Annotated in this window: 21 protein-coding genes; 16 read left to right on the forward strand and 5 right to left on the reverse strand. The window is 67.9% G+C overall.

Going from position 1 to position 24,884, the window contains the following annotated elements:
- Positions 1-3 precede the first annotated feature (3 nt).
- The gene (locus tag SOM39_RS04995; RefSeq protein WP_320457684.1) at positions 4-1,014 is read left to right on the forward strand and encodes an OmpA family protein; all 1,011 of its coding nucleotides are present in this window, start codon (positions 4-6) and stop codon (positions 1,012-1,014) included.
- Between the two features lie 11 nt (positions 1,015-1,025).
- On the opposite strand, the gene SOM39_RS05000 is transcribed toward SOM39_RS04995, so the two are convergent.
- Positions 1,026-2,897, reverse strand: coding sequence for a tetratricopeptide repeat-containing diguanylate cyclase (locus tag SOM39_RS05000; protein WP_320457685.1), 1,872 nt, complete (start codon positions 2,895-2,897; stop codon positions 1,026-1,028).
- Between the two features lie 102 nt (positions 2,898-2,999).
- Between SOM39_RS05000 and SOM39_RS05005 the strand changes: the two genes are divergently transcribed.
- From SOM39_RS05005 to SOM39_RS05015, 3 genes are all read left to right on the forward strand, one after another.
- On the forward strand, positions 3,000-4,346 hold the full coding sequence (locus SOM39_RS05005; RefSeq protein ID WP_320457686.1) for a sensor histidine kinase: 1,347 nt from the start codon (positions 3,000-3,002) through the stop codon (positions 4,344-4,346).
- 51 nt (positions 4,347-4,397) lie between these two features.
- The gene (locus tag SOM39_RS05010) at positions 4,398-7,844 is read left to right on the forward strand and encodes a hybrid sensor histidine kinase/response regulator (RefSeq protein ID WP_068847889.1); all 3,447 of its coding nucleotides are present in this window, start codon (positions 4,398-4,400) and stop codon (positions 7,842-7,844) included.
- A gap of 74 nt (positions 7,845-7,918) precedes the next feature.
- Positions 7,919-9,064: a hypothetical protein gene (locus SOM39_RS05015; RefSeq protein WP_320457687.1), complete on the forward strand. Its 1,146-nt coding sequence runs from the start codon at positions 7,919-7,921 to the stop codon at positions 9,062-9,064.
- A gap of 21 nt (positions 9,065-9,085) precedes the next feature.
- Here the strand turns inward: SOM39_RS05015 and mntP are convergent, their stop codons facing one another.
- The 3 genes from mntP to acs form a co-directional block, all read right to left on the reverse strand.
- Positions 9,086-9,664 carry a manganese efflux pump MntP gene (gene mntP, locus SOM39_RS05020; RefSeq protein ID WP_320457688.1) on the reverse strand — a complete coding sequence of 193 codons (579 nt, stop codon included), beginning with the start codon at positions 9,662-9,664 and terminating at the stop codon, positions 9,086-9,088.
- 541 nt (positions 9,665-10,205) lie between these two features.
- Entirely contained in the window at positions 10,206-10,871 is a 666-nt protein-coding gene (locus SOM39_RS05025; protein WP_068847883.1) for a response regulator transcription factor, read from the reverse strand.
- An 18-nt stretch (positions 10,872-10,889) separates the two neighbouring features.
- Positions 10,890-12,833: an acetate--CoA ligase gene (acs, locus tag SOM39_RS05030; protein WP_320457689.1), complete on the reverse strand. Its 1,944-nt coding sequence runs from the start codon at positions 12,831-12,833 to the stop codon at positions 10,890-10,892.
- Positions 12,834-13,102: 269 nt separating this feature from the next.
- Here acs and SOM39_RS05035 point away from each other — a divergent pair, with 269 nt between their 5' ends.
- The 4 genes from SOM39_RS05035 to xth all read left to right on the forward strand — a co-directional run bounded on the left by SOM39_RS05035 (position 13,103) and on the right by xth (position 18,731).
- Positions 13,103-14,530: a DcaP family trimeric outer membrane transporter gene (locus SOM39_RS05035; RefSeq protein ID WP_320457690.1), complete on the forward strand. Its 1,428-nt coding sequence runs from the start codon at positions 13,103-13,105 to the stop codon at positions 14,528-14,530.
- A gap of 63 nt (positions 14,531-14,593) precedes the next feature.
- Positions 14,594-16,249, forward strand: a complete 1,656-nt coding sequence (locus SOM39_RS05040; protein WP_068847877.1) for an MFS transporter — start codon at positions 14,594-14,596, stop codon at positions 16,247-16,249.
- Between the two features lie 162 nt (positions 16,250-16,411).
- Positions 16,412-17,827, forward strand: a complete 1,416-nt coding sequence (locus tag SOM39_RS05045; RefSeq protein ID WP_320457691.1) for a coniferyl aldehyde dehydrogenase — start codon at positions 16,412-16,414, stop codon at positions 17,825-17,827.
- 136 nt (positions 17,828-17,963) lie between these two features.
- On the forward strand, positions 17,964-18,731 hold the full coding sequence (gene xth, locus SOM39_RS05050) for an exodeoxyribonuclease III (protein WP_320457692.1): 768 nt from the start codon (positions 17,964-17,966) through the stop codon (positions 18,729-18,731).
- Between the two features lie 75 nt (positions 18,732-18,806).
- Here xth and SOM39_RS05055 read toward each other — a convergent pair whose 3' ends face one another.
- Positions 18,807-19,058: a GlsB/YeaQ/YmgE family stress response membrane protein gene (locus SOM39_RS05055; RefSeq protein WP_320457693.1), complete on the reverse strand. Its 252-nt coding sequence runs from the start codon at positions 19,056-19,058 to the stop codon at positions 18,807-18,809.
- Positions 19,059-19,153: 95 nt separating this feature from the next.
- On the opposite strand from SOM39_RS05055, the gene SOM39_RS05060 reads away from it, so the two are divergent.
- The 8 genes from SOM39_RS05060 to SOM39_RS05095 all read left to right on the forward strand — a co-directional run bounded on the left by SOM39_RS05060 (position 19,154) and on the right by SOM39_RS05095 (position 24,742).
- On the forward strand, positions 19,154-19,756 hold the full coding sequence (locus SOM39_RS05060; protein ID WP_320457694.1) for a 4'-phosphopantetheinyl transferase family protein: 603 nt from the start codon (positions 19,154-19,156) through the stop codon (positions 19,754-19,756).
- A gap of 51 nt (positions 19,757-19,807) precedes the next feature.
- On the forward strand, positions 19,808-20,446 hold the full coding sequence (gene rsmG / locus SOM39_RS05065) for a 16S rRNA (guanine(527)-N(7))-methyltransferase RsmG (RefSeq protein ID WP_210131371.1): 639 nt from the start codon (positions 19,808-19,810) through the stop codon (positions 20,444-20,446).
- A 64-nt stretch (positions 20,447-20,510) separates the two neighbouring features.
- Positions 20,511-21,308 carry a ParA family protein gene (locus SOM39_RS05070; protein ID WP_217537486.1) on the forward strand — a complete coding sequence of 266 codons (798 nt, stop codon included), beginning with the start codon at positions 20,511-20,513 and terminating at the stop codon, positions 21,306-21,308.
- Positions 21,308-22,231, forward strand: coding sequence for a ParB/RepB/Spo0J family partition protein (locus SOM39_RS05075; protein WP_320457695.1), 924 nt, complete (start codon positions 21,308-21,310; stop codon positions 22,229-22,231). The genes SOM39_RS05070 and SOM39_RS05075 overlap by 1 nt, the downstream gene beginning before the upstream one ends.
- Before the next feature lie 34 nt (positions 22,232-22,265).
- On the forward strand, positions 22,266-22,571 hold the full coding sequence (locus SOM39_RS05080) for a helix-hairpin-helix domain-containing protein (RefSeq protein WP_068847862.1): 306 nt from the start codon (positions 22,266-22,268) through the stop codon (positions 22,569-22,571).
- Between the two features lie 54 nt (positions 22,572-22,625).
- Entirely contained in the window at positions 22,626-23,591 is a 966-nt protein-coding gene (locus tag SOM39_RS05085) for an NAD-dependent epimerase/dehydratase family protein (protein ID WP_320457696.1), read from the forward strand.
- Positions 23,592-23,678: 87 nt separating this feature from the next.
- A complete protein-coding gene (locus SOM39_RS05090; RefSeq protein WP_320457697.1) occupies positions 23,679-24,401 on the forward strand; it encodes a glycosyltransferase family 2 protein in 723 nt (240 codons plus the stop codon).
- The gene (locus SOM39_RS05095) at positions 24,401-24,742 is read left to right on the forward strand and encodes a lipid-A-disaccharide synthase N-terminal domain-containing protein (RefSeq protein ID WP_068847856.1); all 342 of its coding nucleotides are present in this window, start codon (positions 24,401-24,403) and stop codon (positions 24,740-24,742) included. Before SOM39_RS05090 ends, SOM39_RS05095 begins: the two co-directional genes overlap by 1 nt.
- Positions 24,743-24,884 lie beyond the last annotated feature (142 nt).

The raw sequence follows: 24,884 nt of genomic DNA on the forward strand, positions 1-24,884 counted from the left end.
CTGATGAACAACGCCAACCCGATCTTCCGTTCTGCGCGCCCGCTGCTGGGCGCGGCGCTCCTTGCCGCCCTTGCCGGTGCCGCACACGCCCAGACGGCGCAACTGCTGCCGCAGCAGCAGCGCATCACCGACGAGGCGATTCATGCCGACCATGCCACGTATGAGGCCACCCAGGGCCGCATCCAGGCGCTCAACGACGGCGGCCGCCCGATCCGCGATTACCACCTGTCCAAGGCACAGTGCTGGCTGGACGTGTCCTTCCACGAATACAGCCGCAACGACCGCAGCGATTTCCCGCAGGCTGCATTGGGTGAATCCGAGCGGCTGATCATCGGCATGGAACAGGGCGCCAGCCCGCTGCCCACCGACACGCCGCTGGTCAACAACGCGAAGTACCTGCGCGACGACCTGTGGCAGCGCCTCCGCGTGCTGCATGGCACGCCGGGCTTTGCCTGCGCGGCGCAGCAGGTGGCCTGCGGCGAGGTCGAGCTCGTGCACGCCGGCAACGAATTCAACCAGCAGCAGTGGCGGCATTCCAAGCCGTACATCCAGATCGCCGAGGAGCTGGTCAACGACGCCGAAGCGCTGGCCCGCCAGTGCGACGTGGCCCCGGCGGCCATCGCCGCACCGGGCCCGCTGGTGGCCAACGTGCTGTTCGAGTTCGACCGCGACGGCTACGGCGACATCCGCACCTACTCGCTGGAGAGCATCGACCGCGCGCTGGCCAGCATCGCCGCGGAGAAGCTGAAGCTGCAGGGCGTCACGCTGGTCGGGCATGCCGACCGCCTGCAGGGGCGCGGCTTCGACGCCAACCAGGCGCTCTCAGAGCGGCGCGCGCGCACGGTGCGCGAGCTGCTGATCGGACGCGGGCTGGACCCGGCGACGATCCGTTACGAATACCGGGGTGACACGCAGCAGGTGCAGCAGTGCGACGGCGTGCGCCCGCGCGTGGCGTTGCTGGAATGCCTGCTGCCCAACCGGCGGGTGGAAGTGCGGTTCGACGTCATCCGCTGACGTCGGATCCATCACACATCCCAGCGAATGGGCCGGCTGCCACTGAGACGCACCCACCCGGCCGCCGCGGCCTCTTCCGGATTTCCCAGCACTGCATACAGATGCGGTGCCTGGGTCCCGTCCTCGCCCCATATCCCTGCCCATGCATTGCGCCCGCCCTGGCGGGCGCCCTGCAGTGCACGATCGGCAGCGCGCAGGCTGTCATCCCGCTCCGCCGTTGCATCGCCGAACAACGGCAGGGGTGCCATGCCCACGCTGGCGGTCAGGGTCAGGTGCTGACCGGGGGCGAGATCCACCACCAGCCGCTCGATGGCCAGCCGCAGGTGCCCGGCCAGGGCCTGTGCCGCTTCCGCGCCGGTGTCGTGGCGCGCCACCAGGAAGGCCGCGCCGCCCCAGCGTGCCAGCAGGTCGTGCCGGTCGCAGGCCGCACGCAGGCATTCGCCCACGGCACGCAGCACGCTGTCGCCGGCTGCCTGTCCATGGCGCTCGTTCAGCGATTTGAAGTCGTCCAGTTCGATCAGCAGCAGCGCGCTGCGCGCTGCGCCTTCGTGGCCTGCGGCGCGTTCGTCGAGCCTGCGCTCGGCCTCGCGGCGGTTGGGCAGCCCGGTGACGCTGTCGGTCCGGCTGAGTGCGGTGAGCTGGCCGCGCTGCTGGCGTAGCCGCAGCACGAGCACCGTCGCAATCACCGCGACGGTGAGGAAAGCGATCACCGCGCTGTTGCGCAGCACTCGCACCCGGCCCAGGTCCTGTTCGGCATTGACCTGGGCGGGATGGATGCTGCGTTCGGCCGAGGCCTGCAGCCTGGCCAGCTGGGTGAGGGTCTCGCCCTTGCTGCGCGCCTGGTCCATCGCGCGGCCTTGGCGTACGTATTGCAGCGCCTGCTCGCGGTGACCCAGCAGGGTGTGGATGTCACCGAGCAGGTCCAGGCCGTTGCGGACTTCTTCCACGAACCGCCCGTGCTCTGCCAGGCCCTGTGCCTGGGTGGCCAGCGGCAGCGCCATCGCGGCGTTGCCCCGGTCCATCGCCAGCCGTGCCAGGCGCTGCAGGGTCACCACCTGGCCCTGCGGATCCTGCTTTCCCTGCCAGGCCAACACGCCGCGCAGCGCTGCCTCGGCGGCCTCCCGCTGCCCCGACACGCGCAGGATTTCGGCGCGATGGCTGGCGATGCGATGCAGGAACACGTCCTGGCCGCTCAGCCGCGTTCCGATCGCTTCGGCGCGCTTGAAGGCTGCGGTGGCTTCCTCGTACCGCTGCAGCATCAGCAGCGCATACCCATAGTTGTAGTACAGGATCAGGTCGCCCGGGTTCGGCGGCCGGTGCAGGTGGTCGCTGAGCTGCGTGGCTTTGTGCAGGTAGGTGAGGGCGCCTTCGGCATCGCCCATCGCGTCGCCACGGATCATCGCGATCTGCATCAACGCGCCGATCTGGCCCTGCACGTCGCGTTGCCGAACCGCATCGTCCAGCAGGGTGCCGGTCAAGCCGAGCGCGCGCGCGTGGTCGCCGCGCCACAGCAGCAGGTGCGCGGCCATGGTCCGGGCGCGCTGGATATCGTCGGGGCTGGCGTCGGCGCGCGCCGCGGCCGCCAGCAGGCGGTCGGGCAGGTCGGTGGTCTGGTCCAGCTGCCCCAGCGCCCGCAGCGCCACCCCCAGGCAGCCGACCGCGCCGATTTCCATCGAGGTGGACAGCGAGGGCGCGGCCAACAGGCTGCGCGCGAGCTGCAGCGAGGCCTGCGGTTCGCTGGTGAGCAGGGCGTGGCACTGTTCCACCTGCGCCATCTGCGGCGCTGCGTCGAGCGGGCGCTGTGCCTGGGCGGGCGGCGCGGCCAGGGACAGCACAACGGCAAGCGCAGGCAGTCCGCGCCGGACTAGCGACAACATAGGCATGGCGACAACGACTTCCCCGGTCGAGTGCAGACGATCTACAGCGCACTGCTAATATACCGATGTTGCCGCCGCGCGCCGGCGCCGCCCGCCATTCCCTGCCGCATGCCCGAGTCGTCGCCTTCCACCCGCGCCGCCGCCGCTGAACGCCCTGCCGGGCTGGGTCGGCGTACCGATGCCATGCTGGGCAGCCTGCTGCTGCTGGTGGGGCTGTACCACCCGTTGCTGGCGGCGTGGACGGCGTTTCGGCTCGGGGCGGGCCTGGACATGATGGTCCCGGCCATGGCTGCGGCCCACCTGCTGTTGTGCCTGCTGTGCCTGATCGAGCACCGGGCCGGCCGCAGCCTGCATGCCGCCGTGGTGTTCCTTGCCGGTGAACTGCTGCTGCTGGTGCTGGCCTACGGGTACTGGGGACTGGCCGCCCAGCTGCGGGTGCAGCTGGTGCAGCTGGTGCCGGTGCTGTTGGTGGCGGCGGTGCTTGGCCGCCGTCCGCTGGCCTGGACCGCGGCATGGCTGTGCGGGCTGATGGCCTTGGGCGGCTGGGTCGACGCGGCGTCGGGCCTGTTCCGGACCGACCGGGTGCTGCACGCGACCAGTGACCTGGCAGTGTCGGCATTCGGCACCGTCATGACTGCCTGGCTGCTCCACCACAGCGTGACCGGCCTGCGTGAAAGCCTGCAGGAAGCCCACCAGCGCAGCCAGGAACTGGCCCGCAAGCGCGACGAGCTGCAGGTGGAGATGCAGGCCCGCGAGCGTTCGCGCGACCAGCTCGTGCATGCCATGAAGATGGACAACGTAGGTCGCCTGGCCAGCGGCATCGCGCACGATTTCAACCACCTGCTGGCGCTCATCCAGGGCTACGTGGCCAAGGCGCGGCGCAGCGAGGGCGAGACCCTGCAGGCGGCCCTGCAGGGCGCGGATTCGGCGACCCGGCGGGCCAGCGCGGTGAGCCGGCGCCTGCTGGATTTCAGCCGGCTTGAGCCGGGCCGACCGCAGCTGCTGGACGCGGCCGCCACGCTGGCGGCGATGGCGCCCACGCTGCAGCAGGTGTTCGATGACCGCGTGCACTGCGAAGTGGAAACCGGCGACGTGCAGCGGCTGATCCACTTCGACCCGGCCCAGCTCGAATCGATCCTGCTCAGCCTGGCGGTCAATGCCAGCCAGGCCATGCCCGACGGTGGCCGGTTCACGCTGCGCCTGCAGCCGCCCGATACCGACGGACGCGTGGTCCTGCAGCTGCAGGACACCGGCCAGGGCATGAGCGAAACGGTCCGCGCGCGCTGCCTGGAACCGTTCTTCACCACCAAGCCGGTGGGACAGGGTACCGGCCTGGGCCTGGCGGTGACCGCCGGCCTGGTGGAGGCGGCCGGCGGTGCGGTGCAGGTGCACAGCCGCCCGGGCGAGGGCACCCGGATCGACCTGCAGCTGCCGTCGCGTCCGCTGGCGGCGTGAGCAGGGGCGTGCAGCGGCTACACTGCGGCCTGCGCTTGCGGAAACATGCCCGTGGTTTCTAGCTGGATCCTGCTGCTGGTGTCGGTGGCCTATGCCGCCCTGTTGTTCGGCGTGGCCTGGTGGGGCGACCGCCGTCCCATGTACCCCGACCGCCCGTGGCTGCGCCCGGTGGTCTACAGCCTGGCGCTGGCGGTGTACTGCTCGTCGTGGACCTTCTACGGGGCGGTGGGCACGGCGGTGCGCAACGGCATCGGCTACCTGCCGATCTACCTGGGCCCGCTGCTGCTGCTGCTGTTTGGCTGGCGCATCATCGAACGCCTGGCGCTGATCGCGCGCAGCCAGAACGTGGTGTCCATCGCCGATTTCATCTCCTCACGGTTCGGCCGCTCGCGCCGCCTGGCCGCGCTGGTGGCGGTGATCGCGCTGATCGGCATCGTTCCCTACCTCGCCCTGCAGTACAAAGCCGTGGCCATGAGCCTGCAGGTGCTGACCGGCAGCGTCGGGCCCACCGGCTGGTTCAGCGACCCGGCGTTGTACGTGGCGCTGCTGATGGCGCTGTTTGCCACCCTGTTCGGCACCCGCCAGGTGGATGCCACCGAACACCACCACGGCATGATGCTGGCCATCGCGCTGGAATCGATGATCAAGCTGATCGCGATGGTGGCGCTGGGCCTGTTCGCCTACCTGTGGCTGGCCGACCGTGGCGAAACCGTGGTGCGCAGCGCACATACGCTGTTCACCGGGCTGCCGCCGGTGGGCTTCATCTCGCAGACCCTGCTCAGCTTCCTGGCCATCGTGTGCCTGCCGCGCCAGTTCCACGTGGCGGTGGTGGAATGCGGCGACGTGCGCGATGTGCGCCGCGCGCGGTGGATGTTCGGCGGCTACCTGATCATCATTTCGGCGATGGTGATTCCGATCGCCACGGCCGGTGTGACCCTGTTCGGCACCGGCGGCAGCATCGCCGACGACAGCATGGTGCTGGCCCTGCCGTTGGCCGAAGGCCGTAAATTCCTGGCGCTGGTGGCCTACGTGGGCGGCTTCTCGGCTGCCACCGGCATGGTCATCGTGTCGTCCATCGCGCTGGCCACCATGGTCAGCAACGACCTGGTGATGCCGGTGCTGCTGCGCCGCAGTGGCGACCACCAGGAAGCGGCGGACGTCGCTTCGCGGGTGTTGTGGATCCGCCGCATGGCGATCCTGCTGTTGGCCCTGGCCGCGTACAGCTACTACCGCGGCAGCAGCAACGACAGCACGCTGGCCTCGTACGGGCTGATGGCATTCGCCGCGGTGGCCCAGTTCGCGCCCGGCCTGATCGGTGGCCTGTACTGGCGCGGTGCCAGCCGCCGGGGCGTGGAGACCGGCATCCTGCTCGGCTTCGGCACCTGGATCTACACCCTGCTGCTGCCGGCGCTGACCCACGCCGGCTGGATGGATGCGGCCTGGTTGAGCGACGGACCGTTCGGCATTGCCTGGCTGCGGCCGCAGGGGCTGTTCGGCATGACCAGCTGGGACCCGCTCACCCATGGCACGTTCTGGTCGCTGCTGATCAACGCCGCGGCCATGCTGCTGGTGTCGGTGCGCTGGCGCCCCGGCGTGGACGAGCGCCTGCGCGCCGCGCCGTTCCTGGACCCGTATGCCGAGCGCCCCTCCGTGGCCGGTGCCTGGCCGGGCCATGTGCATGTGGGCGACCTGCTGGCGCTGGCCTCGCGCGTGGTCGGCGATCGCCATGCGCGCCGGTCGTTCTTCGAGCAGGCGCAGTCGCTGGGCCGCGAGCTGCAGGCCTCGGCCCCGGCGGACCGGGCCTGGGTGCAGTTCACCGAACGCCTGCTGGCCGCCTCGATCGGCGCGGCCTCCGCGCGGCTGCTGCTGACCAGCCTGCTGCGCGGCTCGGGCATGGACCTGGGCGAGGTGGTAGCGGTACTCGATGAGGCCGGGCAGGAACTGCGCTTCAACCGCGAAATCCTGTCCACCACGCTGGAAAACATCAGTGCCGGGGTCAGCGTGGTTGATCCGGACATGCGCCTGACCGCGTGGAACCGCCGCTACCAGCAGATGTTCGGCTACCCCGATGGCATGTTGTACGTAGGCCGCCCGGTGGCCGACCTGATCCGCTACAACGCCGAGCGCGGCGAGCTGGGCGAGGGCGATATCGACGTGCAGATCAACCGCCGCATCGGCTACATGCGCGCCGGTTCGCCGCACATCTTCGAGCGCACCCGCAGCGATGGCCGGGTGATCGAGATGCGCGGCCAGGCGCTGCCCGGCGGCGGCTATGTCACCAGCTACAATGACATCACCGACTACAAGCACGCCGAGACCGCGCTGCTGGAAGCCAACGAGACGCTGGAACAGCGCGTGGCCGAACGTTCGCATGAAGCCGAAGTGGCGCAGCAGTCCAAGACCCGTTTCCTGGCCGCAATCAGCCATGACGTGCTGCAGCCGCTGAACGCAGCGCGCCTGTTCGCCTCGGCATTGCGCGACAGCCACCACAACAACGATGAACAGCGGCACCTGGCAGAGCGCGTGGACGCCTCCCTGCGTGCCGCCGAAGAACTGCTGGACGGGCTGCTGGACGTGTCGCGGCTGGATGCCGGCGGCCTGCACCCGGTGATCGGCGATTTCGACGTGAGCCTGCTGATGCGCGAGCTGGCCGCGCAGTACTCGCCGGTGGCGGCCGGGCGCGGCCTGCGCCTGGACCTGTTCGCGCGCCCGGCCTGGGTGCGCAGTGACCGCCGGCTGCTGCGCCGGGTGCTGCAGAACTTCCTGGCCAATGCGCTGCGCTACACCCGCCAGGGCCGCATCGTGCTGGCCGTGCGCCACCGCCGCGACGAGATCGAACTGCAGGTGTGGGATACCGGGCCGGGCATCCCCGAGCACCACATGCAGCAGATCTTCAACGAGTTCCACCGCTACCAGCAGCCGTTCGACTGGGGCGAGCAGGGGCTGGGGCTGGGCCTGTCTATCTGCCAGCGCATCTCGCGCCTGCTCGACCACCGCCTCAACGCGCGCAGCCAGGTGGGCAGCGGCAGCATGTTCTCGATCCTGCTGCCCCGTGCGCAGGTGCCGGATCTACCGGCCAGCGACGCGCAGGCCAGCGTGCCCGAGCACAGCACCCGCACCGATTCGCTGGCCGGCATGCGCGTGCTGTGCGTGGACAACGACCAGGAAATCCTCGACGGCATGCGCGCGCTGCTCGGCCGCTGGCAGGTGCAGGTGATCACTGCCAGCACCGTAGACCAGGCGCTGGAGGAAGTGCAGGCGCAGCCGGACGTGATGCTGGTGGATTACCACCTGCATGACCGCCTGGATGGACTGGATACGCTGGTGGCGCTGCGCGAACGCGCCGGGCGCGACATTCCCGGCGCGCTGCTCACTGCCGATGGGCGCGACGAACTCAAGCGCATGGCGCGCGAGCGGGGTTACCGCCTGCTGACTAAGCCAATCAAGCCAGCCTCGCTGCGCGCGTACCTGGCGGCGCACTCGACCCTCCAAGGTTGAAGGCGACAGCTGCGGCACGCTCGTGCCGTCGCGCTGTCTATGCTGCGCAGCCGACCACCTGCTGCGGAGTTTCCGTGCCCGTTCCCTCGCTGCGTTCCCTTCTTGCCACCCCGCTGCATTCCGGCGCGGCGATTCCCCTCGCAGGCACGTTGGGTGTCGTGGTGGGCGCAGGATTCGAGCTGGTATTCCGCGGTTGCACCAATGCCGCCGGTCCCGCATGGAGCGTTGCCGAGATCGTGAAGCCCGCGCTGATCTCCGGCTGGATGGGGATCGGCTGCACCAACGCGATGCGATGGCTGGACCCCGACAAGCCTGCGCGGCAACTGCAGCCGCATGAGAAGGCGCTGGTCGACTACCCGGCCGTCCGCGAGCTGCTGCATGAGGCCGGCACCAGCGTTGATGACCTGGACGCGTTGAAGTCTCTCGCCGCGCAGCTGGAGCGGGATTTCAGCCGGGTCGCCCGTGAATTCAATGCATACTGCCAGACCCGCAGGGTGCCACCGAATCCGCTCATTGCAGGCGTCATCCGTCATTTCTACCTGACCCATTGCCGCGATCGTGCGGTGATGCTGCTCGCCAAGCGCAACGCCAACGCGTGTTACCTGGTGGCCGCGCGCGAAGGGCAGGGCACGGCCATCGCTACCGCGCTGAACCAGGCAGGCACGCGCGCCGGCACCGTGCTGCGCCAGCTGCACTGCCCGTACCTGCGCGTGGACCTTGCCAATACCGCGCTGCGTGATGCGCATGCGTTCACCACCGACGAATGCCAGGGCGAGATGCGCGTGCATTCGTTGCATGACCGAGCCCGGGAAACAGTGGAAACGCTGGCGACCAGTCCACTGGTGGATGTAACCCATCGCCGACTGCCGCGGCGCCGGCACGTGAGCCACGACAGCGCCGCGCCCGTGACGCACATCGCCGCGCCAGCAGACGCTGACCACGAACGGGTCATCCGCGGGCCGTTGCTGCGCGCAAAGCTGGCCGGACTGCCCGCGGACAGTCGTACCTGCCGGGAACTGAGACGGATCGAGCAGGATCTCGCAGCGAACCGTCCGTGCGGCCATCCGGTGCGTTACCACGGCAGGAACTACCTCGCCATCGACATCCACTTTGCGGGCCGGCAGAGTCCCGGCCGCAACGTGTGGCGGCTTCTGCACCGCAAAGGCCCAGCCGGGCATGAACTGGTCGACATCGTCGACTACCACGATCCACGCAGCTGAGGCCCGGCCGCCCGGCGCTGCTCAGCCGGCGGCGCCGCTGAGGTGCTCATACAGGATGGCACTGCCAACCAGGATCAGGATCACGCCGCCGACGATCTCCGCGCGCTTGCCGATCATGTCGCCCAGCACCCGCCCCAGCATGATGCCGGTGGTGACCATCACCAGCGTGCACAGGCCGATCACCGCCGCCATCACGCCAATGTGCACGTCCAGGAAGGCCAGGCCCACGCCAACGGCCAGGGCATCGATGCTGGTGGCAAAGCCGGTGACGGCCAGGTGCCAGAAACCGTGGTGCTTGTCGGGATCGTCGCTGTCATCGTCCGGGTCGTGCCGCACGCCGTTGATGATCATGTGCACGCCCAGTGCACCGAGCAGCACGAAGGCGATCCAGTGGTCGAAGGCCTGCACGTAGGACGACGCGGCGCGGCCGAGCAACCAGCCGATCACCGGCGTAAGGCCTTCGATCACACCGAAGATGAGGCCGGCGCGCAGGGCATCGGGAAAACGCGGCTTGCGCATGGCAGCGCCTTTGCCGATCGCCGCGGCGAAGGCATCGGTGGACATGGCAAAGCCGATCAACAGCATCGAAATGGGGGACATCACACGACAGTGCAGGTTGGGCGATGACGGACAACGGCCCACGTTCGCGCCCAACCTGTCGTTGCGCACGCGGACCGCTGGTCTCGCCAACCATCACTGGCTGCCCGCACCACGGCGCACTGGCCGAGCATGTTGATACGGGCGTTTCCTTCAGCAGGAAACAGGCTACTCCCCAAGGGGACGCGAAGCTTAGCACCGCGAACGCGGTTTACCGCCCAAATCGCCGAATTGCGCAGGGCGTGCTGGGATGTATAGCTTCGGCTATAAGCCGAAGCAGGTAGAGCGGACTGTTAGTCCGCTGCATGTCTCCGCAGCCGGAGGTAGAGCGGACTGTTAGTCCGCTGCATGTCTCCGCAGCCGGGGGGTAGAGCGGACTGTTAGTCCGCTGCATGTCTCCGCAGCCGAAGGTAGAGCGGACTGTTAGTCCGCTGCATGTCTCCGCAGCCGACTAACAGTCGGCTCTACCGTAACGACGTAACGACGTAACGACGCAACGACGCAGCGACGCAACGACGCAGCCAGGCGGCCCCGCAACCCCCGATCAATCCTCTTCCGGCGGCAACACCAACGGCTCGTCATCCAGCGTCAGCTTGCCGGCCATCAACACCGCCTGGGTACGGTTGGTCACGCCCAGCTTGCGCAGGATCGCGGTCACATGCGCTTTGATGGTGGCCTCGGACACATTGAGGTCATACGCAATCTGCTTGTTGAGCCGCCCGGCGCCGAGCATCTGCAGCACCCGGAACTGCTGTGGGGTGAGCTCGCGCAGGCGCTGGCCGACCTCGCGTTCCTCGCGCCCGGTCGGCGGCACGTTGTGCGCCTCCGGCGGGGCCCAGGTTTCGCCGTCCAGGATCGTGCCCAGCGCATGCCCGATCGTGTCCGAGTCGGCCGACTTGGGAATGAACCCGAACGCGCCGTGGTCCAGCGCCCGCCGCATCACGGTAGGCTCTTCGCGCGCGGACACCACCACCACCGGCAACTGCGGGTGCAGCGCCCGCATGTGCACCAGCGCGTTGAAGCCCTGCGCACCGGGCATGTTGAGGTCCATCAGGACCAGGTCGGCATCGGCATGCTGGTCGGCCAGCTGGTACAGCGCTTCCACGCTGTCGGCCTCGTACAGCAGCACGCCCGGCATCACCCGCTGCACCGCGCCGCGCAGGGCTTCACGGAACAGGGGGTGGTCATCGGCGATCAGCAGGGTTGTCATGGGGGAGGTGGGAACCAATTACTTGACCTTACGCTCTTCCACCAGCGATGCCACCACCGACGGGTCGGCCAGGGTCGAGGTGTCACCCAGCTGGTCGGGTGCGTTCTCGGCGATCTTGCGCAGGATGCGGCGCATGATCTTGCCCGAGCGCGTCTTCGGCAGCCCCGGGGCCCACTGCAGGTGGTCGGGCGAGGCGATCGGGCCGATCTCCTTGCGCACCCACGCCACCAGCTCCTTGTGCAGTTCGTCGCTCGGCGTTTCGTCGGCCACCAGGGTCACGTAGGCATAGATGCCCTGGCCCTTGATGTCGTGCGGGAAGCCGACCACGGCCGCTTCGGCCACCTTCGGGTGGGAGACCAGTGCGCTTTCCACCTCGGCGGTGCCGATGCGGTGGCCGGACACGTTGATGACATCGTCGACGCGGCCGGTGATCCAGTAGTAGCCGTCCTCGTCGCGACGGCAGCCGTCACCGGTGAAGTAGCTGCCCGGGTAGGTGCGGAAGTAGGTGTCGATGAAGCGCTGGTGGTCGCCGTAGACGGTGCGCATCTGGCCCGGCCACGAATCGCGGATGATCAGGTTGCCTTCGGTGGCGCCGTCCTTGATCTCGCCATCGGCGTTGACCAGCGCCGGCTGCACGCCGAAGAAGGGCAGGGTGGCCGACCCGGGCTTGAGATCGATCGCGCCGGGCAGCGGCGAAATCAGGATGCCGCCGGTTTCGGTCTGCCACCAGGTATCCACGATCGGGCAGCGGCCATCGCCGACCACGTCGTAGTACCAGCGCCAGGCTTCCGGGTTGATCGGCTCGCCGACGCTGCCCAGCAGGCGCAGCGAGGCGCGCGAGGTGCGCTTGACCGGTGCATCGCCTTCGCGCATCAACGCACGGATGGCGGTGGGTGCGGTATAGAAGATGCTGACCTGGTGCTTGTCGATCACCTGCCAGAAGCGCGAGGTGTCGGGGTAGTTCGGCACGCCTTCGAACATCAGCGAGGTGGCGCCGTTGGCCAGCGGGCCGTACACGATGTAGCTGTGCCCGGTGACCCAGCCCACGTCGGCGGTGCACCAGTAGATGTCGTCCTCGCGCAGGTCGAACACCGCTTCATGGGTGTAGGCCGCGTACAGCAGGTAGCCGCCGGTGGTGTGCAGCACGCCCTTGGGCTTGCCGGTGGAACCGGAGGTGTAGAGGATGAACAGCGGATCTTCGGCGTTCATCCGCTCCGGTTCGCACTGTGCCGGCTGCGGGTCCACCACGTCGTGGAACCAGCGGTCGCGCGGGGCCTGCATGTCCACCGCGCCGCCGGTGTGGCGCACCACCAGCACGGTTTCCACCGTGGTGGTGCCGGGCAGCTTCAGCGCGGCATCCACGTTGGCCTTCAGCGGAATCCTGCGGCCACCGCGCAGGCCTTCGTCGGCGGTGATGATCAACTTGCTGCCACAGTCGATCACGCGGTCGGCGATCGAATTGGGCGCGAAGCCGCCGAACACCACCGAGTGGATCGCACCGATGCGCGCGCAGGCCAGCATGGCCACGGCCGCGTCAACGATCATCGGCAGGTAGATGGTGACCCGGTCGCCCTTCTTGACGCCCAGGTTGCGCAGCGCGTTGCCGAGGCGGCAGGTGCGCTCGTACAGCTCGCGGTAGGTCACGCCCTGCGCCGGCGCATCCGGGCTGTCCGGTTCGAACAGCAGCGCAACCTTGTCGCCGCGCTTGTCCAGCTGGCGGTCCAGGCAGTTCACGCTGGCGTTGAGTTCGCCGTCTTCGAACCACTTGATGCGGAAATCGTCGAGCTGGTAGCTGACGTTGCGGATCGTGGACGGCTTCCTGTACCAGTCCAGCCGCTCGGCGGCCTTGCCCCAGAACGCGTCGGGGTTGTCCACCGATTCGCGGTAGAGCTGCTGGTAAGTGTTGTTGTCAATGCGCGCCTTGGCGGCAACGTCCGCCTTGACGGGGTAAAGATCGGCCATGGCACCCTCACTTGCACTAGGACTGGGTTGTGCGATCGCAGCATAACCCGCGATTCATCCCGCTCAGTTTGCCGCATCCACTGCGCCACGAGGTAAGGGAATGGTTAGACCTTGGTCGTAACGAGCGATTGCCGGCAGGTCACGGCCGTTGGTCGTGACCCCGGGTTCGACCAATTGCCAATAGCCGGGGTGCGTCAACCGGCCGCACGCTCGGCTCGACCGTGACCCCACACGCGGCGATCACTTTGCCACCCGGGAGAGAGGGCAACATGAGTACCCGTATGTTGAAGACCATGCGCAAGCCGTTGGCGACCTGCCTGTTGGTCGCGTTGGTGGCGCCTGGCATGGCGTTTGCCGAAACCGCCAAAGAGAAGCAGCTGGAAGCGCGCGTTGCCGAGCTGGAGCGCCAGGTGCAGCTGCTGCTGTCCACCACCCAGCAGCAACAGACCCAGATCAGCCAGGCCCAGACCGATGTGACCGCGGTGAAGACCGTGCAGGCGCAACAGCCTGCCGGCGCCAACGTGCCCGCCGGCAAGCAGCCGATCCAGGTCACCACCATCACCCCGGGCGCCGCGCCGGGCACCACGGTCAAGATCGGCGGCTTCATCAAGGCCGACTTCCTGGCCACCCAGACCGGCGATGGCCAGCTGGCCGACGATGCCACCGGCCGCGCGCTGTACCTGCCGGGCCAGACCCCGGTGGCCGGTGCCGGCGGCAGCGGCGAGCGTTCCGACGTGGACTTCAATGCCCACGCCAAGTTCTCGCGCTTCAACCTGGGCATCGACAACGTCTCGGACAAGGGCAACAAGTCCGGCGCGTTCTTCGAGATGGACTTCTTCGGCAACTCGCTGGGCAACCAGACCGCCACCAATACCTACGGCGTGACCCTGCGCCACGCGTACATGTATTGGAACAACTGGATGGCCGGCCAGACCTGGTCGAACTTCATGGACGCCGCCTCGCTGCCGGAAGCGGCCGACTTCGTCGGTCCGACCGACGGCGTGCTGTTCGTGCGCCAGGCGCAGATCCGCTACACCCAGGGCGGCTTCAGCGTCGCGCTGGAAAACCCGGAAACCACCGTGCTCACCGGCACCCGCAATCCCGTCACCGGGGCGTGGACCAACGTGGCCAGCAACAGCGACCGTGGCTCCCTGCCGGACCTGACCCTGCGCTATGGCTGGAAGGGCGACTGGGGCACCTTCGGGGTGGGCGGTATCGTGCGTCAGCTCAAGGTCGACAACCAGGCCACCGGTGCCGACGCCGACAAGATCGGCGGCGGCCTGACCCTGGGCGGCAAGTGGGTGATGGGCGGCAGCGACCAGCTGCACTACCAGATCAGCGGTGGCGAAGGCATCGCCCGTTACGTTGGCCTGGGCGTCACCGCCGATACGGCCTACGACGTGGCCCAGGACGAACTCAACCCCACTGGCGTGCTGGCCGGCTATGTCGGCTGGCGCCACGCCTTCACCCCGAAGCTGCGCACCAACCTGATCTACGCCCGCAGCGACTACGACAACGACAGCGTGCTGGGCCCGCTGGTCACCAAGAGCGTGCAGAGCATCCGCGGCAACATCTTCTACACGCCGATGCCCAAGGTCGATATCGGCGCGGAGTACATGTACGGCGTGCGCGAGATCGAAGATGGCCGCAAGGGCGACATCAACCGCGTGCAGTTCACCACGAAGTACAGTTTTTAAGCATGGGTGCCGACGCATTGTCGGCACCTGCCACCAATGATTGCTTCGGAGGGGAAGCGTCTTATGTCCACCACACCCGTACCTGCAAAAGCAGAACTTACCAAGGGCCACAAGAAGGTCATCTTCGCGTCCAGCCTTGGCACCGTGTTCGAATGGTATGACTTCTTCCTGTATGGCTCGCTGGCGGCGATCATCGCCAAGCAGTTCTTCAGCGGGGTCAATGAAACCACGGGCATGATCTTCGCGCTGCTGGCCTTCGCGGCCGGCTTCTTCGTGCGTCCGTTCGGCGCGGCCTTCTTCGGCAGCCTCGGCGACCGCATCGGCCGCAAGTACACCTTCCTGGTCACGATCCTGATCATGGGCATCTCGACCTTCCTGGTCGGCGTGCTGCCCAACTACGCGTCGATCGGCTTCGCGGCGCCGGTGATCCTGATCGTCCTGCGCCTGGCCCAGGGCCTGGCGATGGGTGGCGAGTACGGTGGCGCGGCGACCTACGTGGCCGAGCATGCACCGGCCGACAAGCGTGGCCTGTACACCAGCTTCATCCAGTGCACGGCCACGCTTGGCCTGTTCATGTCGCTGCTGATCATCCTGGCCTGCCGCTACTTCCTGGGCAACGAGGCATTTGAAGCCTGGGGCTGGCGCATTCCGTTCCTGGTCTCGATCATCCTGCTGGGCATTTCGGTGTGGATCCGCCTGCAGCTGAGCGAGTCGCCGCTGTTCCAGCAGATGAAGGCCGAAGGCAAGGGCTCCAAGACCCCGTTCCGTGACAGCCTCAAGGATGGCAACCTCAAGCTGATGCTGCTGGTCCTTCTCGGCGCCGCAGCCGGCCAGGCCGTGGTGTGGTATGGCGGCCAGTTCTACGCGCTGTTCTTCCTGAGCAGCATGCTCAAGGTCGATGCCACCACCTCCTACCTGCTGATCGCCGGCGCGCTGGCCCTGGGTACGCCGTTCTTCATCTTCTTCGGCTGGCTGTCCGATCGCATCGGCCGCAAGAAGATCATCCTGGCCGGCTGCCTGTTGGCCGCAGTGACCTACATCCCGGTGTTCAAGGGCCTGACCCACTTCGCCAACCCGGCCATCGAAGAAGCCCGCAGCAGCTCGCCGGCCCTGGTCATCGCCGATCCGAACACCTGCTCGTTCCAGTTCGATCCGGTCGGCCTGCGCAAGTTCACCAGCTCCTGCGACGTGGCCACCGCCGCGCTGACCAAGGCCGGTGTGCCGTACGACGTGCAGCCTGCCGCCGCCGGTTCGCTGGCGCTGGTGAGCGTGGGTAACAGCCAGGTGACGTCGTTCGAGGCCGCTGGCCTGACCAAGGATGAGCTCAAGGCGAAGGGCGATGCCTTCGGTGGCGAACTCAAGGCGGCGCTGACCGCAGCCGGTTACCCGGCCAAGGCCGACAACGCGCGCATCAACATCGCCGGCACCGTGCTCATGCTGTGGATCCTGGTGCTGTACGTGACCATGGTCTACGGCCCGATCGCTGCCTACCTGGTCGAGCTGTTCCCGACCCGCATCCGCTACACCTCGATGTCGCTGCCGTACCACATCGGCAACGGCTGGTTCGGTGGCTTCCTGCCGGCGATCTCGTTCGCGCTGGTGGCCGGCACCGGCAACCTGTACTACGGCCTGTGGTACCCGATCATCATCGCGCTGATGACGGTCGTGGTCGGCGGCCTGTTCCTGCATGAAACCAAGGGTGTGGACATCACCAAGTAACCGGTGATGGCGTGAACCAGAAGGGCCGTGGCATTGCCACGGCCCTTCTTCGTTTGGGTCTGCGAGGACACGCATGGCGTGTCGCTACAGTGCGTCCGATGTGTAGCGACACGCCATGCGTGTCCTCGCGGTGCCGGCCACAACCATTGCTATATTCCGGCCATGGACTACCCCAACACCGACACTGCCGCTCTCCAGGCCATTCTGCATACCCTGCGCCACGCCTGGCAGGCCAACCGCCCGTCGCTGGAACAGCGCCGCAGCGACCTGCAGCGCCTGCGCGCTGCGTTGAAGACACGCCTGCCGCAGATGGCCGAGGCCATCGCAGCCGATTTCGGCCACCGCTCCACCCATGAGTCGCTGATCGCCGACGGCATGACCGTGCTCAATGAGATCGACCACCTGCTGGCGCACCTGCGCGGGTGGATGCGCCCGCGCCGGGTCGGGGTGGGCTGGCGGTTCTGGCCGGCGCGGGCGCAGGTGCGGCCGGTGCCACTCGGCGTGGTCGGGGTGATCTCGCCGTGGAACTACCCGGTGAACCTGGCGCTGATTCCGCTGGCCACTGCCATCGCGGCAGGCAACCACGTCGTCCTGAAACCCTCCGAGCACACCCCGCGCACCAGCGCCTTCCTGCACGACCTGCTGGCCGACGTGTTCCCGGCCGAGCGCGTAGCGGTAGTGCAGGGCGACGCCGCGCTGGCCTCGGCGCTGGCCGGCGCGCCGCTGGACCACCTGGTGTTCACCGGCTCCACGGCGGTGGGCCGCAAGGTCATGGCGGCCGCCGCGCAGCATCTGACCCCGCTCACCCTGGAGCTGGGCGGCAAGTCACCGGCCATCGTGTGCAGCGACTATCCGCTGGGCAAGGCCGCCGCGCGGCTGGCTACCGGCAAGTGGTTCAATGCCGGCCAGACCTGCATCGCGCCGGACTATGTGCTGGTCGACAGCCGCCGCCAGCGCGAGCTGGTGCAGCAGCTGCAGACCCAGGTGCGCGCGCGCTACGGTGACTTCAGCAATACTGACGATTACACCCGCATCATCAATGAAGGCCAGTACCAGCGCTTGCTCGGCTACCTGGCCCAGGCGCGCGAACGCGGCGTGCCGGTGATCGAACTGGCCAGCATCGATCCCGAGCGCGCGCGCCGCGAGCGGCTGATCGTGCCCACCATCGTGCTCGACCCGCCGGCCGACCTGGACCTGATGCAGGAGGAAATCTTCGGCCCGATCCTGCCGGTGTGCGCCTATCCCGACCTGGATGCCGCCCTGGAATCAGTGCAGGGCCGCGACCGGCCGCTTGCGCTGTACGTTTTCAGCGAACAGCGGCCCGTGGTGGAGCGCGTGCTCGGCCAGATCGTGGCCGGCGGCGTCACCGTCAACGACACCCTGCTGCATTTCGCCATCAACGGCCTGCCGTTCGGCGGCGTCGGCCCCAGCGGGATGGGCGCCTACCACGGGCGTGCCGGGTTCGATGCCATGAGCAAGCAGCTGCCGATCCTGTGGCAGTCGCGGTGGGCGGCGAGCGATATGCTCAAACCGCCGTATTCACGCATTGCCGGCCTGCTCAAGGTGATTCTGCGCTGATGGAGGTACCGACCAACGGTCGGTACCTACCCGAGGGGCAGCACCGCTCCGCATGCGTCGCGGCCGAGGCTCGCGGTCGACCGGTAGGTACCGACCGTTGGTCGGTACGGAACCGCCGACCCGCTACAATGCGCCCATGAAAATCGCCTCCTGGAACGTCAATTCGCTCAACGTGCGCCTGCCGCACCTGGAACAGTGGCTCACCGCGTTCGCGCCGGACGTGGTCGGCATCCAGGAAACCAAGATGGAGGACCACAAGTTCCCCGACGCGGTGCTGGCCGGGCTGGGCTACCGCAGCGTGTTCGCCGGGCAGAAGACCTACAACGGCGTGGCGCTGCTGTCGCGCGAGCCGGCGCAGGACGTGCAGATCGGCATTCCAGGCTTCGAGGACGAGCAGAAGCGGGTGATCGCCGGCACCGTCAACGGCGTGCGCATCATCAACCTGTACGTGGTCAATGGCCAGGACGTGGACACCGACAAGTACGCCTACAAGCTGCGCTGGCTGGACGCGGTGCAGGCCTGGGTGGCCTCGGAACTGCAGAAATACCCGGAGCTGGTGGTGATGGGCGACTTCAACATCGCCCCGGACGCGCGCGATGTGCACGACCCGCTGGTCTGGAACGAGAACCACATCCTGACCTCCACCGCCGAACGCGGCGCGCTCAACAAGCTGCTGCAGTTGGGGCTGCACGATGCCTTCCGGCTGCACAGCGAAGAGGAAGGCGTGTTCAGCTGGTGGGATTACCGCGCCGCCGGGTTCCGCCGCAACCTCGGCCTGCGCATCGACCTGACCCTGGTGTCGGATGCCCTCAAGGCGCGTGCGCTGGCTTCGGGCATCGACCGCGAGCCGCGCACCTGGGACCGGCCGAGCGACCACGCCCCGGCGTGGGTGCAGCTGGGCTGAAACGCACAAGGCCCGGTGGGTGCCGGGCCTTGCTGGAAAGGCGTAACGACCAACGGTCGTTACCTACCTGTGGGGTTATCGAACGCTGCGGCGGGTGAAGAGGTTCACGATCGCCAGCAGGATCACGGCCCCGATCAGCGAGAACAGGAACGTGCGGATCGTGATCGCTTCATTGATGCCGCCGCCGAACAGGAAGCCGGCGATCAGCGCGCCGACGATGCCGACCACGATGTAGAGGATGATGCCCTGCTGCGCGTCGCGGCGCATGATGATGCTGGCAAGCCAGCCCACGATGCCACCGACGATCAACCAGATGATGATGCCCATGTTGTCCACTCCAGAGTTTGTGTGCCGATGAGACGGAGCCAGTTGACGGCAGCCCCCGTGAAGTCGTCGTGCAGCCGCATTGGCGGGGTGTTCGCATGAGCCTGCTGCCGGCGACCCTGGACGGGCCCTGGCGGTTCGGCCCGGTCACCGTCTGGCGCCTGCCGCATGTGCCCGGTACCCGTGGCGAGCCGCAGGCGCGGGTGTTGCTGGCTGACCAGTTGGGGGGAAGCCCCGAAGACCTGCCGCTGCAGCGCGATCCGCGCGGCCGCCCGGAGCTGCACGGCCCGCTGGCGCATATCGGCACCGGCTGGAGTCACAGCCATGGCCTGCTGCTGGTGGGGCTGGGCGAGGGCGTGCGGCTGGGCGTGGACCTGGAGCCGCTGCGCCCACGGCCGCGCATGGCCGAAATCATCGAGCGCTTCTTCCACCCGACCGAAGTGGCATGGCTGCTCGGGCTGGACGAAGACGCCCGCACCCATTGGTTCTTCCGGGTCTGGTGCGCCAAGGAGGCCATCCTCAAGGCGCAGGGGCAGGGCATCTCGTTCGGCCTGCACCGCCTGCAGCTGGCGCCCGCCGCCGACGGCGCCCTGCACCTGGCCTGGTGCGACCCGGAACTCGGCCCCGCCCAGCGCTGGCACCTGCACGAATGGCAGGCCGCGGACGATTTCCGCGCCGCACTGGCCTGGCACGCGCTCTGAGCGCACCGAATCCGCGCAGTCAGCAGGTCCGCAGCCTGCGATAATGGGCGCATGACCGAACACACACTCCCGGCCGGCGTGGCCGATGCGCTTGAGCGCGGCCTGGCTGCCATGGGCCTGGATGCCACCCTGGCGCCGCCCCTGTTGACCTACCTCGCCCTGCTGGACCGCTGGAACCGCACCTACAACCTCACCGCCATCCGCGACCCGATGGAGATGGTCACCCGCCACCTGCTCGATTCGCTGGCGATGCAGCCGTACCTGGAGCAGGGCACCCTGGCCGACCTGGGCACCGGCCCCGGGCTGCCCGGCATTCCGCTGGCCATCGCCCGCCCGCAGCTGCAGGTGACCCTGGTGGAAAGCAACGGCAAGAAGGCCCGCTTCATGCGCGAAGCGGTGCGCCAGCTGGGCCTGGCCAACGCCCGCGTGGCCGAATCCCGTGCCGAAGCGCTGGCAGAGCCGGGCGCCTATGACAACCTCACCGCCCGCGCCATGGACACCCTGGCCGGCATCATCGCCGTCGGCGGCCACCTGCTGCGCCCCGGCGGACGCCTGCTGGCCATGAAGGGCGTCCACCCGCATGACGAGATCGCCCAGCTGCCGGCCGGCTGGCGGGTTGAGCAGGTCCTGCCACTGCATGTTCCGGGCCTGACCGGCGAGCGCCATCTGGTGGTGGTGGCCGGTCCGTGAGACACGACATGCCCCATGCCCGCATAATGCCCAGTCCCACCCCCTGCCGATGAGGCTCACCCGCATGGCCCGCATCATCGCCATCGCCAACCAGAAAGGTGGCGTCGGCAAGACCACGACTGCCGTCAATCTGGCCGCCGCCCTGGCTGCTGCGCCCAAGCGCGTGCTGCTGGTCGACCTCGATTCCCAGGGCAATGCGACCATGGGCAGCGGCGTGGACAAGCGCGAAGTTGCCGCCTCCACCTGCGACCTGCTGCTGGGCGAAAGCACCGCGGCCGACGTCCGGGTGACCACCCCGGAAGGCTTCGACCTGCTGCCGGGCAACATCGACCTGACCGCCGCCGAGATCCAGCTGATGGACCAGGGCGAACGCGAACAGCGGCTCAAGCGCGCGCTGGCCCCGATCCAGGACGAGTACGACTTCATCCTGATCGACTGCCCGCCGGCGCTGTCGCTGCTGACCCTCAACGCGTTGGCCGCCGCCGATTCGGTGATCGTGCCGATGCAGTGCGAGTATTACGCGCTGGAAGGCCTGAGCGCGCTGGTGGAAACCATCGATGCGCTGCGCGCCAACCTCAATCCCAGCCTGGAGATCGAGGGCGTGCTGCGCACCATGTTCGATGTGCGCAACAACCTCGCCAATGCCGTGTCGGCCGAATTGACCGACCACTTCGGCGACCGCGTGTTCCGCACCATCGTGCCGCGCAACGTGCGCCTGGCCGAGGCGCCCAGCCACGGCCAGAGCATCGTCGGCTACGACCGCGCCTCGCGCGGCGGCGTCGCCTACCTCGGCCTGGCCGGCGAGATCATCCGCCGCCACCACCAACGCAACACGGCCGGCAAGGCCATGGAGACCGCCTGATGAGCACCAAGCCCGCCCCCGGCAAGAAACGCGGCCTCGGCCGTGGCCTCGATGCGCTGTTGGGGCCCAAGGGCGCGGTGACACAGGTGCAGGCCGCGGCCGTGATCGAGCCGCTGCCGGGTGAAGTGCTGCGCAAGCTGCCGGTCAAGCACCTGCAGCCGGGCAAGTACCAGCCGCGCCGCGACATGGACGAAACCAAGCTCGCCGAGCTGGCCGATTCCATCAAGGCGCAGGGCGTGATCCAGCCGATCCTGGTGCGCCAGCTGGGCCCGGACAGCTTCGAGATCGTGGCCGGCGAACGCCGCTGGCGCGCGTCGCAGCTGGCCGGCCTGGACGAAGTGCCGGTGGTGGTGCGCGAGCTGGAAGACCGCACCGTCATTGCGATGGCGCTGATCGAGAACATCCAGCGCGAAGACCTCAACCCGCTCGAAGAAGCCGAAGCGCTGCAGCGGCTCATCAGCGAGTTCGCCCTGACCCACGCCGAAGCCGCCCAGGCCGTCGGCCGCTCGCGCGCGGCGGTGTCCAACCTGCTGCGCCTGCTCGAGCTGCCGGTGGCGATCCGCCTGCTGCTGGAAACCCGCCGGCTGGAAATGGGCCATGCCCGCGCGCTGCTGACCCTGGCGCCGGAACTGGCCAGCAAGCTGGCCCAGGAAGCAGCCGATCAGGGCTGGTCGGTGCGTGAGGTCGAACACCGTGCGCAGCAGTTCGCTGCCGGCAAGGTGCCTGCTTCGCTGCGCCGCAAGCCGGGCGCGGCCGCCCCGCAGGCCGACATCGCGTCGCTGGAAACCGAGCTGTCCGAATCGCTGGGCGCCCGCGTGGCGATCAACCACGGCCGTGGCGGCAAGGGCAAGCTGATCATCCATTACACCGACCTGGACACGCTGGACGGCGTGCTCGAGAAGCTCCGCGTACGCAAGGGTTGAGTCCCCCGCCACGCAAGAGGAACCCACTTACCTGATGAACCCCACCAAGGTCGATCGCAACCATCTGTTGCGCCTGACCGACCTGCCAAATGTCGGGCCGGCCTGTGAGAAGGATCTTCGTCTGATCGGGATCCGTGTCCCCGCGCACGTGCGCGGCCGCGATGCCTACGACATGTACGCGCAGCTGTGCATGCGCACCGGGGTGCTGCACGACCCGTGCGTGATCGATGTGTTCCTGTCCATCGTGCGCTTCATGCAGGGCGAAGCCCCGCGTCCCTGGTGGGATTTCAGCAAGGAACGCAAGGCCACGCTGGCGCGCGAAGCACCGCTGAGCCTGTAGTGACGTACCGGTAACGGCGTTATTCTGTTGCCTGGATTTTCCGGGACGACTGCCATGACCCTTCTTGTGACCGGCGCTGCAGGCTTCATCGGCGCCAATACCGTGCGTGCCCTGCTCGATGCCGGGCACACGGTGGTCGGCCTGGACAACTACAACGACTACTACGACCCGCAGATCAAGCGCGATCGCGTGGCGGCACTGTGCCCGGACGCCGATATCCGCGCGCTGGACCTGATCGACCGTGATGGCCTGGCCGCGCTGTTCGACGAGGTCAAGCCGACCCGGGTGATCCACCTGGCCGCGCAGGCCGGTGTGCGCTATTCGCTGGAAAACCCGCACGCCTACGTGGACAGCAACCTGACCGGGTTCGTCAACATCCTGGAACTGTGCCGCCATCGCGGCGTGGCGCACCTGGTGTACGCCTCCAGCAGCTCGGTCTACGGTGATTCGGCCACCCCGCCGTTCTCCGAAGACCAGCGCATCGACAAGCCGCGCTCGCTGTACGCAGCGACCAAGGCGGCCAACGAGTTGATGGCCTACACCTACGCGCAGTTGTATGGCCTGCACGCCACCGGCCTGCGCTTCTTCACCGTGTACGGCCCGTGGGGCCGCCCCGACATGGCGCCGCTGCTGTTCTCGCGCGCGGTGCTGGCCGGGCGCCCCATCGACGTGTTCAACGACGGCAGGATGCAGCGCGACTTCACACATGTTTCCGACATCGTGGCCGGTATCCTCGGCGCGCTGGCGCATCCGTCCAGCGAGGACGTACCGCACCGTGTCTTCAACCTGGGCAACCACACCCCGATCGAGCTGGAACATTTCATCGGGGTCATCGAGGCCGCCGCTGGACGCCCGGCACAGAAGGTCTACAAGCCGATGCAGCCCGGCGACATGGTCCGCACCATGGCCGACACCCGTCGTGCCCATGACGCTTTCGGCTATGAACCGGTCACCCCGATCGAGCGCGGCCTGCCGCCGGTGGTGGCCTGGTGCCGCGACTATTTCGGTGATCGCGCCTGACTCACATCGCCGGGTTCATCTTCGGATAACCTTGATCTCGGAAAATGCGCGGTCTTTTTCATTCCTGGCCTTTCGCAGAGCCCGATCATGAGCCAACCCCAGTTGTCGGTCGTCGTCCCGGTATTCAATGAACGCGACAACGTACAGCCCCTGATCGAAGAGATCACCGCGGCGCTGCGCGGCCAGGTGGACTTCGAGATCGTCTACGTCGACGATCACTCGCGCGACGACACCCTGGCCGTGCTGGAGTCGTTGAAGCCGGCCAACCCCGAATTGCGGGTCCTGCACCATGTCAGCCAGAGCGGGCAGAGCACCGCGGTGAAGAACGGGGTCAAGCACGCCCGCGCACCGTGGATCGCCACGCTGGATGGCGACGGCCAGAACGACCCGGCAGACATTCCGAAGCTGCTGGCCGCGCGTGCGTCCGCCGAGCCGCAGGTGAAGCTGTTCGCTGGCTGGCGCGTCAACCGCCAGGACAGCGGCAGCAAGCGCTGGGCCAGCAGGTGGGCCAACGCGATCCGCGCCCGCATGCTGCGTGACGACACCCCCGATACCGGCTGCGGCATCAAGCTGTTCGAGCGTGCCGCGTTCCTGGAGCTGCCGTACTTCGACCACATGCACCGCTACCTGCCCGCGCTGATGCAGCGGGCGGGCTGGAAGACGGTGAGCGTGCCGGTCAACCACCGCCACCGCACCGCCGGGGTGTCCAAGTACAACAACCTCGGCCGCGCGCTGGTCGGGATCCGCGACCTGCGCGGGGTGGCCTGGCTGATCACGCGCAGCAAGCGCACGGCCGTGGAAGAACGCTGATGGAACTGCACTGGCTCGACCAACCGCTGAGCTGGCTGTTCTGGACCGGGCTGCACGTGACCGGCTGGAAGCTGATCGGCTATACCGGCGCACTGATGTTCGGCGGCCGCTGGCTGGTGCAGTTCGTCGCCTCGCGCCGGGCCGGCAAGCCGGTGATCCCGCGCCTGTTCTGGTACATGAGCGTGGTGGGCAGCCTGATGACGCTGAGCTACTTCCTGTTTTCGGCCAAGCAGGATTCGGTGGGGGTGCTGCAGAACCTGTTTCCGGCGTTTACCGCGCTTTACAGCTTGAAGCTGGATATCCAGCACCGTGGGTGGAAGCGGGATAAAGCCGAACACTGAGGGCTGCGAACCTCGCGGGTATCGGCCCGTACCCGGCGGATACCCGGCGCCCGCCCGGTACGGCCCGTACCCGGCGGATACCCCGGTGCCCCCCGGTACGGCCTGTACCCGGCGGATACCCGGTGCGCCCCGGTACGGCCTG

It is taken from the genome of Stenotrophomonas sp. CFBP8994 (genome assembly GCF_034044835.1).
In the GTDB taxonomy this organism is placed as follows: Bacteria; Pseudomonadota; Gammaproteobacteria; order Xanthomonadales; family Xanthomonadaceae; genus Stenotrophomonas; species Stenotrophomonas rhizophila_A.

Bases quoted from the DNA above. Each gene is read 5' to 3' on its own strand.
- SOM39_RS04995 (WP_320457684.1), top strand. From the start codon at position 4: ATGAACAACGCCAACCCGATCTTCCGTTCTGCGCGCCCGCTGCTGGGC.
- SOM39_RS05000 (WP_320457685.1), bottom strand. From the start codon at position 2,897: ATGCCTATGTTGTCGCTAGTCCGGCGCGGACTGCCTGCGCTTGCCGTT.
- SOM39_RS05005 (WP_320457686.1), top strand. From the start codon at position 3,000: ATGCCCGAGTCGTCGCCTTCCACCCGCGCCGCCGCCGCTGAACGCCCT.
- mntP (WP_320457688.1), bottom strand. From the start codon at position 9,664: ATGTCCCCCATTTCGATGCTGTTGATCGGCTTTGCCATGTCCACCGAT.
- SOM39_RS05025 (WP_068847883.1), bottom strand. From the start codon at position 10,871: ATGACAACCCTGCTGATCGCCGATGACCACCCCCTGTTCCGTGAAGCC.
- acs (WP_320457689.1), bottom strand. From the start codon at position 12,833: ATGGCCGATCTTTACCCCGTCAAGGCGGACGTTGCCGCCAAGGCGCGC.
- SOM39_RS05035 (WP_320457690.1), top strand. From the start codon at position 13,103: ATGAGTACCCGTATGTTGAAGACCATGCGCAAGCCGTTGGCGACCTGC.
- SOM39_RS05040 (WP_068847877.1), top strand. From the start codon at position 14,594: ATGTCCACCACACCCGTACCTGCAAAAGCAGAACTTACCAAGGGCCAC.
- SOM39_RS05045 (WP_320457691.1), top strand. From the start codon at position 16,412: ATGGACTACCCCAACACCGACACTGCCGCTCTCCAGGCCATTCTGCAT.
- xth (WP_320457692.1), top strand. From the start codon at position 17,964: ATGAAAATCGCCTCCTGGAACGTCAATTCGCTCAACGTGCGCCTGCCG.
- SOM39_RS05055 (WP_320457693.1), bottom strand. From the start codon at position 19,058: ATGGGCATCATCATCTGGTTGATCGTCGGTGGCATCGTGGGCTGGCTT.
- SOM39_RS05060 (WP_320457694.1), top strand. From the start codon at position 19,154: ATGAGCCTGCTGCCGGCGACCCTGGACGGGCCCTGGCGGTTCGGCCCG.
- rsmG (WP_210131371.1), top strand. From the start codon at position 19,808: ATGACCGAACACACACTCCCGGCCGGCGTGGCCGATGCGCTTGAGCGC.
- SOM39_RS05070 (WP_217537486.1), top strand. From the start codon at position 20,511: ATGGCCCGCATCATCGCCATCGCCAACCAGAAAGGTGGCGTCGGCAAG.
- SOM39_RS05075 (WP_320457695.1), top strand. From the start codon at position 21,308: ATGAGCACCAAGCCCGCCCCCGGCAAGAAACGCGGCCTCGGCCGTGGC.
- SOM39_RS05080 (WP_068847862.1), top strand. From the start codon at position 22,266: ATGAACCCCACCAAGGTCGATCGCAACCATCTGTTGCGCCTGACCGAC.
- SOM39_RS05085 (WP_320457696.1), top strand. From the start codon at position 22,626: ATGACCCTTCTTGTGACCGGCGCTGCAGGCTTCATCGGCGCCAATACC.
- SOM39_RS05090 (WP_320457697.1), top strand. From the start codon at position 23,679: ATGAGCCAACCCCAGTTGTCGGTCGTCGTCCCGGTATTCAATGAACGC.
- SOM39_RS05095 (WP_068847856.1), top strand. From the start codon at position 24,401: ATGGAACTGCACTGGCTCGACCAACCGCTGAGCTGGCTGTTCTGGACC.